Genomic DNA, 12,975 nt, shown 5'->3' with positions numbered 1-12,975 from the left:
ATTAGCTGCGTCTGTTCCCCAGGTGAAGGGCCCGTGGTTGTTACAGAGAATACCTGGAACGGACATTACGTTTTTGGCAGAAACGGTTTCTATGATAACTAATCCGGTGTTCTTTTCATAAGCAGAATTAATTTCTTCCGGTGTCAGACTTCTGGCACAGGGGATTTCTCCGTAGAAATAATCCGCGTGGGTGGTTCCGTAGCAGGGAATGCCTCTTCCGGCCTGAGCCCAGGAGGTTGCCCAAGGAGAATGGGTATGTACAATACCGCCGATTTCGGGATAAGCTTTGTACAATTCCATATGTGTAGGCGTATCTGAGGAAGGATTATAGCCACCCTCTATTTTATTTCCGTTCAGATCCATAACCACCATGTCCGAAGGAGCCAGTTTATCATAATCCACACCGCTGGGTTTAATTACAAACAACCCTTTTTCCCGGTCGATGGCGCTTACATTGCCCCAGGTGAAGGTAACAAGATTGTATTTTGGCAGAGCCATATTTGCTTCGTAAACTTTTTGCTTTAATTCTTCTAACATTTTTGTCTCCTTTATAACCAGGCTGGTATTATAAATTACACTCTGGAGCCTGTATATTCGTGATGGTATAACGTGCTACTTCATCGATTTCCCGGTTAGTGGATATGAGAATATCCTGATTGTTATGTGTAAAGTGCATAACATTTGCAGGGCCGCAGTCCCTGTCCAGAATATCAGCATGATAACAGCCGTCTTCTTTATGATAAGTAAATGCAATTAAATTACGTTCACCCTGGCGATGGCCAATGATTGCAGCAGGACCGCATGCCAGCATGCCTCCCCAGATTGCATGTGTAAATGGGGATTTGACCGGATATTCGTACACCGGTGTAAAGACATCATCTATCTTTTTATAGATCCTTATGGTGTCACCGTGAAATGGAGAGAGTACCACTAATTCTTTGCTGCCGTCAGAATCCAGATCAATTAATACCGCATCACTTGCAGGCGTGTCCAGAAGACTTAATATCCTCCAATCTTCTCCCGGATTTGCAGGGGGGTAAAATTGAAATACACCCTGTTCGCATGAGATAACACAGGTCTGGATATCGTCCATAGGCACTTTATAATAGCCATGATTTTTCAGCATTCCATCTTTCAGTACGGTCATGGGCAGCTGGCGTTCCTCGTTATACAGGCTTAAATCACCGGGGAGTTCTGCAGCATAAACTTTACCCGGCATGGACCAGTCATCTTTGTATTCGTGGCCGGATTTTAAGGTACATGCAATCAGATAAAAGGTGCCATGGCTTTCTATAATATCAAAACGATGAACATGGGGAAGACAGACCAAGGTGCGGATGTCCCATGTCCCGTTTTCTGTGGGAGTGGCAACTACGATTTTGGCTTCTTTTGAGTCATTTGGTGAGTAGAACTTATGGGTAGCAAGAAACTGGCCGTTTGTGCCGGGAACCTGCACCATGGACATTACACCGCCTGGCTCGTTCCACACGGTTGCTTCTTCATTACCTTCCGGATCAAATAAAATGCAGCGGTCCGTTTTTTCAGCAGCCACTAAAAAATGCTGGCTGCCATTATAAGTCAAAGGGGCAATCGAATAACATTTAGTAAGATTTGAAATTACTTTTTTTTCTGCTTTTAACATACGTTGCTGTCCTCCATGGTTTTTATATTCTAGAGCGTGTTTGTAAGTAACCCTGCCTGTTTCATTTTGTCTTCTACAAAAATTCTGGCATCCTTGATATTTTTTACAGCATCTTCAAAACTGTTGTTTATGGAATTATCTGCCCACATTTCGATTAAGAACATTCCGGAATAACCTAATTCCTTTAACTTCCGGAATATATCTGTAAAACGGACGCAGCCTTCTCCGAAGTTCACACATTTAAAGATGCCCGGTTTGGTTTCTTTTACATGTATGGCTACAATGTCGGCAAATCCAAGTTCTAATTCGCCTTCCACATCGCTGCTGAAATTGCTGAGATTCCCCATGTCAGGATAAATCTTGAAATAAGGGGAAGGGATTTCTTTTAAATAATGCATCGCACGAACAATGGTGCCTACGAATTTCGTATCCATGATCTCCATAGCCAATATAACGCCGGCTCTTGCCGCCATGGCTACGGATTGCTTCATGCCGTCCAGAAAAAGAGCTTTTGTTTCTTCGTCTGACTCTTCGTAGTACACATCATAGGTTGCCAGCTGGATACAGCGGATGCCTAATTTTACGGATAAAAGAATAGCTTTTTCCATAATTTCAAATGCTTTTGCGCGGATATGAGGGTCTTTGCTGCCAAAAGGATATTTCCGGTGGCCGCTTAAACACATGGTGGGAAATGAAATCCCGGTCTGCTCCATGGTAGATTTCAGGGCTTCTATTTCTTCTTCACTCCAGTCGAGGCGGCTTAAGCGTTCTTCGGATTCATCAACGGAAAGTTCCATATAATCAAAGCCGGCAGCTTTTGCAGCCTTCATTTTCTCCTCCCAGGAAAAGTCCCCGGGGAGTGCTTTTTCATATATGCCAATGGGTATCTTATGGATATTATACATTCACTCCACACTCCTTCTCTACTAGAGTGTGTCAGAAAGAAATTTTCAGACACGCTCTATGTTCTTATTAAAATCAGCATATCATAAGGTGAGAATATGTTCAACAAATTCTCGGTTATTGCACATATGTGCAAATAGACTTATACAGAATTACAGAAATACACTTTGAAGATAGACATTTTGCAATTCTTCCTGTAAAATAAGGAAGAGAAATGTGAAAGAAGGACACTTTTAGTGCACCTTTAAGCCGTAGTTAATTCGGCAGAGGAGGAAGATATGTTTGTAATTGCAGGACTGGGAAATCCGGGACGACAATATGCGCATACGCGGCATAATGTAGGTTTTGATACAATAGATAAATTAGCAGACAAGTACCGTATCAATGTAGATACGAAGAAATTTAAAGCATTGTGCGGCAGCGGAGTGATAGACGGACAGAAAGTAATTCTGGTAAAACCGCAGACTTTTATGAATCTGAGTGGTGAAAGTGTCCGTGAGGTCATAGACTTTTACAAAGTAGATTTTGAAACGAATCTGATCGTGATTTACGATGATATCAGTCTGGAGCCGGGTCAGCTGAGGCTTCGTGCAAAGGGAAGTGCCGGAGGGCACAATGGTATTAAAAATATCATTGCCCATCTGGGAAGCCAGGATTTTCCCAGAATCAAAATTGGTGTGGGAGAAAAACCGGAAGGATATGATCTGGCGGATTATGTGTTGGGACATTTTCCACGGGAAGAGCGTAAGCTGATCGACGAGCTGCTGGAAAGAGCAGGAGATGCAGCAGTCAAAATAATGACAGGAGATATGGCTTCGGCCATGAATGAATATAATAAGAAGGTGTGAGATGAAGACTTTTACAAGTCCACTAAAAAATTTAAGCGAGTTTGAGGATATCAGGCGGGAGCTAATGTATCATCAGGGAGTACTTCAGGTATCTGGTTGTATTGATTCGCAAAAATCACATTTTATGTATAGTGCAGGGGATGGTTTCCAAAGGAAAATCATCCTTACTTACAGTGATTTAAAAGCAAAAGAAATTTATGAAGATTACAAATTTTTTGATCCGAATGTCATGCTGTATCCGTCAAAGGATTTAATTTTTTATAATGCGGATATTCACAGTAATCTCATCGGGCAGCAGAGAATAGCAGTCATGAAGGCGCTGTTAGAAAATGAACAGGTTACGGTAATTACAACCCTCGCCGGATGTATGGATCATTTGCTGCCGCTTCAGTACTTTGCAGAGCATGTGCTCTGTCTGAAAAATGACAGTAGTCTAAAACTGGATCAGCTGTCTGAAGAACTGATCGGAATGGGTTATGAGAAAAGCAGCCAGGTGGAAGGTTTTGGACAGTTTGCAGTCCGCGGCGGCATCCTGGATATTTATCCCCTGACAGAAGAGAATCCGATCCGTATTGAGCTTTGGGGAGATGAGATAGATTCGATCCGGAGTTTTGATGTGGAAAGCCAGAGATCCATTGAAAACCTGGAAGAAATCAAAGTTTATCCGGCGAATGAAGTAATTGTAGACAAGAAGCATCTGGAGCAGGGGCTGAAAAAGATCGAAGAGGAGTCTAAGAAACTCTATCAGACACTGCGTAAGCAGATGAAGACAGAAGAAGCACACAGAATCCAGGAACTGACAGAAGAAATTAAGGAGAGGCTGACGGATTTCCGGGGCATCACCGGACTGGACAGCTATATCCATTACTTTTATGACAGGGATGTGTCTTTCCTGGAGTATTTTGATCCAAAGGATACGATTTTCTTCCTGGATGAGCCGAATCATCTGGAAGAGGAAGGTTATGCAGTAGAGGAAGAATTCCGGGAAAGCATGATGAACCGTCTGGCAAAGGGATATATACTGCCCGGGCAGACGGAAGTGCTGTACAGCTATAATGAAATTATAGGCAGGCTGAATAACCGCAATTGCCTGGCACTTTGTACGCTGGAAACGGCAAAAGGGGACTGGAAGATCACAAATATGCATCACATGAATGTGAAATCCGTAAATCCCTATAATAACAGCTTTGAACTTCTGGTGCAGGATCTTCGAAGATTTAAAAAAGACGGTTATCAGGTAGTACTTCTGTCCGGTTCCAGAACCAGGGCAAAGCGCCTTTCAGAAGATCTCAGGGAATATGACCTGAACAGTTTCTATACGGAAGATCTCAACAGGAAAGTGAAGCCGGGAGAAATTCTGGTAACCCATGGATATACACACAGAGGTTATGAATATCCGCTGATTAAGTTTGTCATTATTTCCGAAAGTGACATTTTTGGAAAAGAGAAGAAAAAGAAGAAAAAACGCAAGAGCTTTGAAGGCCAGAAGATAGAAAGTTTTAATGAACTGAGCGTAGGAGACTATGTGGTTCATGAAAATCATGGACTTGGTATCTACAAGGGAATCGAAAAAGTAGAGGTAGACCGGGTCACAAAGGATTATATGAAGATTGAATACAGCGGTGGCAGCAATCTTTATATACTGGCAACCCAGCTGGATGTAATCCAGAAATATGCGGATTCCGATGCAAAGAAGCCAAAACTGAATAAACTTGGTACCCAGGAATGGAATAAGACGAAGACAAGGGTACGCAGTGCAGTAAAGGATATTGCAAAGGACCTGGTGGAACTATATGCGGTACGACAGGCGAGAGAGGGTTTTATCTACGGTCCGGATACGGTTTGGCAGAAAGAATTTGAAGAGATGTTTCCTTTTGAGGAGACGGAAGATCAGCTGCTTGCAATAGAAGCAGCTAAAAAGGATATGGAGAGCACTAAGATCATGGATCGCCTTGTCTGCGGAGATGTGGGATACGGTAAAACGGAAATTGCCATCCGGGCGGCATTTAAAGCGGCGCAGGAAGGTAAACAGGTGGTATATCTGGTGCCTACCACAATTCTGGCGCAGCAGCATTATAATACATTTGTTCAGAGAATGAAGGAATTTCCGGTACGTGTGGATCTGCTTTGCCGGTTCCGTACCTCGGCTGAACAGAAAAGGACGATAACAGACCTGAAAAAGGGAATGGTAGATATCATAATAGGAACCCACAGAGTCTTGTCTAAGGATGTGGAATTTAAAGATCTGGGGCTTCTGATTATTGATGAAGAGCAGCGTTTTGGGGTAACCCATAAAGAGAAGATAAAGAAATTAAAAGATAATATAGATGTTCTGACTCTGACAGCTACACCGATTCCAAGGACGCTGCACATGAGTTTAATCGGTATCCGGGACATGAGTGTATTAGAAGAAGCACCTATGGAGCGTATGCCGATACAGACTTATGTGATGGAGTACAATGATGAAATGGTCCGAGAGGCAATCAACAGGGAACTTTCCAGAGGCGGACAGGTATATTATGTCTATAACAGGGTAAATACCATTGTAGAAATGACCAATACCATAGCAAAACTGGTGCCGGAGGCAAATGTAGCATTTGCCCATGGGCAGATGAAGGAGCGGGAACTGGAACGAATTATGTTTGATTTCATTAACGGAGAAATTGACGTGCTGGTGTCAACGACGATCATTGAAACAGGATTGGACATCTCCAATGTTAATACCATGATTATTCATGATGCCGATACCCTGGGACTTTCTCAGCTCTATCAGCTGAGAGGACGTGTGGGGCGGTCGAACCGTACAGCATATGCATTTTTGATGTATAAACGCAATAAGATGCTTAAAGAAGTAGCGGAAAAGCGGCTTCATGCAATCAAGGAATTCACGGAACTAGGTTCCGGTTTTAAAATAGCTATGCGGGATCTGGAAATCCGCGGAGCAGGAAATCTGCTGGGAGCAGAACAGCATGGACATATGGAAGCGATTGGTTATGATCTTTACTGCAAAATGCTTGGGGAATCGGTACGTGAATTAAAAGGCGAAAAGACAATTGAAGAATCCTATGAGACAACAATTGATCTGGATATTGATGCATTTATACCGGAACGCTATATCCGCAGTGAATTCCAGAAACTGGACATCTATAAGAGGATTGCCGGAATTGAAAGTGAAGAAGAATACGATGATATGTTAGAAGAACTGATGGATCGTTTTGGAGAACCGCCAAAATCAGTCCAGAACCTTCTGATGATCGCTAACTTGAAAGCTTTGGCTCATAAAGGTTTTGTGGTAGAAATATCACAAAAGGGTGACTTTATTAAGTTCACCATGTTTGAGCGGGCTTCCGTAGATCCGGTGAATATTGAGGAAATGCTGAAGCGCTATAGTGGAAAAGTAAAGTTCACCATTGAAGCCAACCCGTATTTTATTTACAGTAAGCCAAGAAAAAGTCTGAAAGATAACGATGATATTCTTATGGTGGTAAGGGATATATTGAATGATATTCTGATGTTAAGAAAGTAAAGAGCGAAAATTTACGAAAATGATGGGGTAAAAAGTGAACTTTAGATGAAAAATGAACAAAAAGGATTGCGGTGATTTTGAAAACAGGCTATAATATAAGGAATTGAGACTTTCTAGGAGGAAACTTATTTATGAATAAGCTAGGTAAAAAACTTGTAGCTGCCGGAATCTGTATCTGTATGGCAGCAGCGTCCCTGACAGGGTGTGGAAATGTAAATGCAGATGCGGCAGTGGCAACATTGGACGGGGAAAAGGTACCTTTCGGAATTGCTAATTTTATGCTTCGTTATAATCAGGCTCAGATGCAGAGTTCTTATGGTTCCATGTTTGGTGAAGATATGTGGAATACGGATCTCATGGGAAGCGGTACCCCATATGGTACAACTTTTAAAACCCAGATGATGGACAGTCTGGAAGAAATGCTGATCTTAGAGAAACATATGGCAGATTATGATATTACGGTTACCGATGAAGAAAAAGCAAAAATTGAAAGCTCTGCAAAGCAGTTTATGGAAGAGAATTCAGAAGAAACGATTGAGGAATTAACAGCATCCCAGGAGACGGTTTCCAGGGTGTTAACACTTTATACGATTAACAACAAGATGAAAAAAGCAATTGAGGCAAAAGCAGATACAAACGTATCCGATGATGAGGCGGCTCAGAAGACGGTTTCCTATGTATTATTCAGTACCGCTGATACCACAGATGCGGATGGAACAACAAAATCTTTAACAGACGATGAGAAAAAAGCGTTAAAAGACAATGCACAGAAAGTATTAGATGCCGTAAAGGGCGGAAAAGAAATGGATGCAGCCGTAAAAGAAGTAGATGAAGAAAAGACAGCTTCCACCGCTTCTTATGGAACAGACAACGGAACGTTACCGGATGAAGTAAAGACAGCTGCAGACAAGTTAAAAGACGGAGAAACAGCAGACAGCATAATTGAAACAGACAGCGGATATTATGTTGTGCAGATGAAGAGTACTTTTGACAAAGAGGCTACAGAGACACAGAAACAAACCATTATCAACCAGAGAAAGAGTGACAAATACGAAGAAGTTTACACAGCCTGGAAAGAAAAGGCTGAATTCAAAGTAGAAGATAAGGTTTGGGGCAAGATTAATTTTACAGATAAGGTTAGCGTAAAGCAGACTGAGACAGAAGCACAGAGCAATACGACGGAAGCCGGAAGTGAAGGAACTACGGAGGCTGCCGGAAGTGAAAAATCTTCGGAAGCGGTATCCGGGAAAACAACTGAGGCTGGTTCGGAAGCAGCGACAACAGAAGCAGCAACGACAGAAGCGGCAACGACAGAAGCGGCAACGACAGAAGCAGTTACAACAGAAGCAGCAACAACGGAAGCTGCTGAGTAAGAAAAATATATCAGACAGAAAAAAGAAGCGTCAGGCTGCACTGGCGCTTCTTTTTTAGGAAAAGGAACTATTATAATCATTTGGTAAATGCAACATCAATTTCCACAACCTCACTTTTGGTACCCACACGCATATTCGGTCCCCAGACCCCGACGCCGGATGTGACGATGTTATGCATGTTGTCCTTCTTCAGATATCCGTATGCATTTTCCCACAATAAACCAATAGTGAGATTACCGGGGAACATCTGGCCATCGTGGGTGTGGCCGCAGAGATTCAGGTCAACACCTGCATCCGCAGCTTCCTGAAGGGCTTTTGGCTGATGGTCAATGAAAATGATTGGTTTTGATTTGTCTAAGGATTCCGTTAACTGAGCAGGGGTTTTCCTGGTTTCTTTATCCTTTTTGGTAACGGAGTAGTCCTCCCGACCTGTCAGATAAAAATTATTGTTGATCAGAACTGTCTGATCGGTCAGAAGCGTAATACCGGAATCTTTTAAGAAGTCTACCATCTGCGTATCTGCACCAATCTTTTTTTTGAGAGCCAAAGGTAAATCCGGCAAGAATCGGTTCTTCAATATCGTGATTTCCCCAACAGGCATAAACACCGTATTTACTTTTGATACTGCGCAGAGTCCGGGCAATCTCATCCGGATTTTTAATTGCCTCGAATTCATTATCGAAGATATCTCCGGCAATACAGACAATATCCGGTTCCATTGCATTAATTTTATCAGCCATCTGCTTCATATGCCAGCTGCCTATACTATAGCCAAGGTGCATGTCCGCTACCAGAGCGATCTTCAGGGACTGGTCAGTGCCGCAGGATTTATCTACGGTCACCTGATAGCTGGTATGATATAGATGCCGTGCATGCAGGGGGCCATAGACACTCAGAGAGATAATGACCACGGCACAAACTGTGCCGGTCAGCACAAAAGTTCTGCGGGAGCGAAGCTTTTCCTGATCTATAAATTTCAAATGGCGCAGTATAATACGAATCAGATCTACGATAGCGACAGTAAGCAGGATGTATAGAAATGTTCCCAGATAAAAATTACTTACCGTCTTTAAAAATCGGTGAATTACAACCGGTTTTGTAATCAGAAAAGCAGTTAACAGGGAAGTAGATACAAAAATATAAGCTGCAATAAATACAACCCGAAACCATTTTTTCTTAAAGTAATGGGTACATGACCCCATCCATTTCAATATCCATCGAAGAATATAAAAGTTCACCAACAGATAAATTGGTGATAAGAATAATGCAATCATAATACTTAAGCCTCTTTTCTGTTTTGTTTGAAAAATTGTAACACAAAATCAAAAAAAAAGCACGGGGTTTCAGTTGCGAAGTCAGAAAAGTTGTTTTATAATAAAAATATAACAGACAGATTGAAGACGGATGGGTGGAATTTAAATATATGTGGACGCGTCAAGAACTTAAGAAAAAAGGGAAAAAGGTGCTGAAAAGGAATTATTGGGCTGCGGTAGCGGTCTGTTTTATTCTTGCGTTCCTGGGAGCGGAATACGGGTCATCTGCCACATCTATCCACAAGTACAGCCAGCGGGAAGAGGTCAGGCAGATACGTGATGTGGAGGTAGTGAAGCCGGAGAACCGGGTGGACAACTGGGAGATTTTACGCAGGCTTATACGGGGAGAAGAAAATAATCAGCCATTGTTTGATCCGAAGATTGATGAGATGATATCTTCTCCCTTTAATACTATTACGGCGCCGGTATCATTTGTATTCAAAGTAGTACGCGCAGACGGGGACTTATTTGACCGTTATCCGGTTTTAGAAGGGTTGCTGATTATATTTGCAGCCGGCGGGGAACTGGCATTTACACTGTTGGTGACGAACCTGCTGCTGGTTGGGGGAAAACGCTTTTTCCTGGAAACCAGGATGGAGTCCCGCACCAGAATAGGAAGAATTATGTTTCTGTTTCGCAGGGGCAGATATTGGAATGCTGTCAAGGTAATGTTCTTCCGGTCATTATTTACCGGATTATGGTTTTTGACGATTGTGGGTGGGATCATAAAGTATTATGAATATCTGATGATTCCATATATTCTGGCTGAAAATCCTCAGATTGACCGCAGAGAAGCGTTTCAGCTTTCCAAAAAAATGATGAAAGGGCAGAAGTGGCGTACTTTTGTTTTGGAATTATCATTTTTGGGATGGGAAATGCTGTCCGTTGTTACGTTTGGACTGGTATCCATATTTTTTACCAATGGATATCGGGGTGCCACATTTGCAGAATTGTATATGACGCTGAGAAATGAAATGACAGAAAAAATGTAAAAAGGCGATAGGGCTGCTTAGTCCTTTCGCCTTTTAATGTTTCGGTTTTGCCGGAGGAAGTTCCCTGACTTTCATATCATCCGTAATACCTTCACCGGTATTGGGATGTATCATAGAATGAGCGGTATCCAGACTGAATAAAGCAATCAGAATGATACAGATCAGTACTTTCAGAAATGGTATGATACGTTTATAAAGATTTCCAAGGAAGGGTGCCAGAAAATAGATAATAGCACATCCGCCAAGTCCGAAAATAACGGAGCCCTCCAGACAAATCCGTCCGTTTACATTCAAAAAATAACCACTGTAATCCCACCAGCGGACACCTTTGGTTGTTTCCAAAAACCAACTGGTAAAATATTCAATTCCGGAACACAGGAACATATTTAAAAAGAAGGTGAGAACAGGACGGTGGAAAAATCTGCGCAGCAGGAGCAGTATCATAACGCCGCCGCTTCCGTAAATTGGAAGCCAGGGGCCAAACAGTACCCCACGGTTTACAAATTCACCTGCCTGGGCGATGTGAAGCCCCACTTCCCATATCCATCCAATAAAAGAAAAGCTGAAAAATAAAAGAATCAGCGTGGTGAGACTGTATTTCATATTGTAATCAAAGCGCGGCGGTTCTATGTGATGTTCCTCAAAAAAGGTATCAATAGAATCCGTTACAGCATTTGCCATTTTGTTTCTCCTTTGTAAGTTGCAATGATGTTTTGTAAATATATTTTATCACCTTACTTACACATTTGACAATACATATATGTTGTCTTTTCTAAATTGTGCAGGAAAAGGAAACGAAAATGGGTTTCTTTAAAGTTATTTTAAGGTTGGTCAGTTATAATCTCCTTTGTAAATATAAAATTGGGGGTATCGTACATGTTTCAATATGCAATAGATGAAAAAGCACTTTCGCAGGATTGTGATTTCTACCAGGATTCCCTGGTATTACTGGAAGGTGCGGTCATAGAACTGACGTCAAGACTTGATATCATACGGAAATACCGCAAAGCACACCATAACCGGGATCCTATCGAATACTGCAAATCCAGAATTAAATCACCGGTAAGCATGAGAGAAAAGCTGTTACGTCACGGACTGGAACCAACACGGGAAAATGCCATGTCAAAAGTGTATGATGCAGCGGGAATCCGGGTTATCTGCGCTTTTGTGGATGATGTGTATTTTGTTGCAAAGATGCTGCATAAACAGTCGGATATCCGGGTGCTGGAAGAAAAGGACTATATTCAAAATCCAAAACCAAACGGCTATCGCAGTTACCACATGATTGTGGAAGTGCCCATTCATCTGGCGGATGGAATCTGCCGGGTGTTTTGTGAGATCCAGATAAGAACCATTGCAATGGATTGCTGGGCAAGCCTGGAGCACCAGTTGAAATATAAAAAAAGTATTGCAAACCAGGAAATGATCGTAGGAGAATTAAAGCGCTGCGCAGATGAAATTGCATCAGCCGATCTGAACCTGCAGACAATCCGTGATATGATTGAGGATGGAGATAATTTATGATGATGCCAGAAAAAAGCGGGCAGGTACACAGATTTTACATAGAAATGGTGTATAGTGGATAAAACGTGCTCTTCATTCGGGACAAACTCCCGCAAACTGTGAAGAGCAGCTGTCAGAAAGTTATATTCAAACACGCTATATGGGAAAACGGAGGCAGATACATGAGAATTTTGTTAGCGGAAGACGAGATAGATTTATCAAAGGCGCTGGCCGCCATTTTAAAACATAATAATTATTCGGTAGATGCGGTGTATGATGGAGCCGATGCATTAGATTACGGATTTGCGCAAAACTATGATGGGATTATTCTGGATATTATGATGCCTAAGATGAACGGACTGGAAGTGTTAGAGGAACTTCGAAAAAGGGGAATTGGAACTCCGGTGCTGATGCTTACTGCGAAATCGGAGATTCAGGACCGCATTGCCGGACTGGATCTGGGGGCAGATGATTATCTTACAAAACCATTTGCCATGGGAGAACTGCTGGCAAGGGTACGTGCCATGATGAGAAGGCAGTCAGAGTTTACACCGAGTACCATAACAATCGGAAATATAACATTAAATAAAGCAAACTATGAATTGTCCGGTGAAAATGCATCCTTTCGTCTGGGAAATAAAGAGTTCCAGATGATGGAGATTTTAATGAATAATCCAAAGCGATTAATTTCTACGGAACAATTTATGGAGCGGATTTGGGGATATGACTCAGAGTCAGAGATGAATGTGGTATGGGTTTATATATCCTACCTGCGCAAAAAGCTTGCTGCACTTAATGCAAATGTGGAAATTAAGGCAGCCAGGGGCGTAGGCTATACACTGGAGGAATGAGTTTGAAACAAAAATCATTTCAAA

At 42.2% G+C, this 12,975-nt stretch carries 12 protein-coding genes; 6 read left to right on the top strand and 6 right to left on the bottom strand.

What is annotated here, in order from left to right:
• The 3 genes from araD to RHS_RS22110 form a co-directional block, all read right to left on the bottom strand.
• Positions 1-537: L-ribulose-5-phosphate 4-epimerase AraD (araD, locus tag RHS_RS22120; protein ID WP_047834388.1), on the bottom strand; the 537-nt coding region annotated here is incomplete at its 3' end.
• Between the two features lie 28 nt (positions 538-565).
• Entirely contained in the window at positions 566-1,642 is a 1,077-nt protein-coding gene (locus RHS_RS22115) for a hypothetical protein (RefSeq protein WP_047834387.1), read from the bottom strand.
• A gap of 29 nt (positions 1,643-1,671) precedes the next feature.
• Positions 1,672-2,547: an L-ribulose-5-phosphate 3-epimerase gene (locus tag RHS_RS22110; protein WP_377140700.1), complete on the bottom strand. Its 876-nt coding sequence runs from the start codon at positions 2,545-2,547 to the stop codon at positions 1,672-1,674.
• Positions 2,548-2,823: 276 nt separating this feature from the next.
• Between RHS_RS22110 and pth the strand changes: the two genes are divergently transcribed.
• From pth to RHS_RS22095, 3 genes are all read left to right on the top strand, one after another.
• Positions 2,824-3,393, top strand: coding sequence for an aminoacyl-tRNA hydrolase (pth, locus tag RHS_RS22105; RefSeq protein WP_027296011.1), 570 nt, complete (start codon positions 2,824-2,826; stop codon positions 3,391-3,393).
• 1 nt (position 3,394) lies between these two features.
• Entirely contained in the window at positions 3,395-6,919 is a 3,525-nt protein-coding gene (gene mfd / locus RHS_RS22100) for a transcription-repair coupling factor (protein WP_047834386.1), read from the top strand.
• Positions 6,920-7,050: 131 nt separating this feature from the next.
• Positions 7,051-8,292 (top strand): peptidylprolyl isomerase, encoded by a 1,242-nt coding sequence (locus RHS_RS22095; RefSeq protein WP_395023330.1) that lies wholly within the window; start codon positions 7,051-7,053, stop codon positions 8,290-8,292.
• 76 nt (positions 8,293-8,368) lie between these two features.
• On the opposite strand, the gene RHS_RS31640 is transcribed toward RHS_RS22095, so the two are convergent.
• Together RHS_RS31640 and RHS_RS22090 are read right to left on the bottom strand one after the other, a co-directional pair.
• The gene (locus RHS_RS31640) at positions 8,369-8,803 is read right to left on the bottom strand and encodes a hypothetical protein (protein ID WP_395023328.1); all 435 of its coding nucleotides are present in this window, start codon (positions 8,801-8,803) and stop codon (positions 8,369-8,371) included.
• Positions 8,736-9,566 carry a metallophosphoesterase gene (locus tag RHS_RS22090; RefSeq protein WP_395023325.1) on the bottom strand — a complete coding sequence of 277 codons (831 nt, stop codon included), beginning with the start codon at positions 9,564-9,566 and terminating at the stop codon, positions 8,736-8,738. The genes RHS_RS31640 and RHS_RS22090 overlap by 68 nt, the downstream gene beginning before the upstream one ends.
• A 149-nt stretch (positions 9,567-9,715) precedes the next feature.
• On the opposite strand from RHS_RS22090, the gene RHS_RS31635 reads away from it, so the two are divergent.
• Positions 9,716-10,597, top strand: coding sequence for a DUF975 family protein (locus RHS_RS31635; RefSeq protein ID WP_395023323.1), 882 nt, complete (start codon positions 9,716-9,718; stop codon positions 10,595-10,597).
• Between the two features lie 33 nt (positions 10,598-10,630).
• On the opposite strand, the gene RHS_RS22080 is transcribed toward RHS_RS31635, so the two are convergent.
• The gene (locus RHS_RS22080; RefSeq protein ID WP_052377976.1) at positions 10,631-11,278 is read right to left on the bottom strand and encodes a putative ABC transporter permease; all 648 of its coding nucleotides are present in this window, start codon (positions 11,276-11,278) and stop codon (positions 10,631-10,633) included.
• Positions 11,279-11,473: 195 nt separating this feature from the next.
• Between RHS_RS22080 and RHS_RS22075 the strand changes: the two genes are divergently transcribed.
• Positions 11,474-12,121 (top strand): GTP pyrophosphokinase family protein, encoded by a 648-nt coding sequence (locus RHS_RS22075; protein WP_027296015.1) that lies wholly within the window; start codon positions 11,474-11,476, stop codon positions 12,119-12,121.
• A 161-nt stretch (positions 12,122-12,282) separates the two neighbouring features.
• On the top strand, positions 12,283-12,951 hold the full coding sequence (locus tag RHS_RS22070) for a response regulator transcription factor (RefSeq protein ID WP_027296016.1): 669 nt from the start codon (positions 12,283-12,285) through the stop codon (positions 12,949-12,951).
• The last annotated feature ends 24 nt before the right edge of the window (positions 12,952-12,975 follow it).

The organism is Robinsoniella sp. RHS (assembly GCF_001029355.1).
In the GTDB taxonomy this organism is placed as follows: Bacteria; Bacillota; Clostridia; order Lachnospirales; family Lachnospiraceae; genus Robinsoniella; species Robinsoniella peoriensis.
The sequence above is the reverse complement of the archived record's forward strand: the minus strand, read 5'-3'. Positions and strand labels throughout refer to the sequence as shown.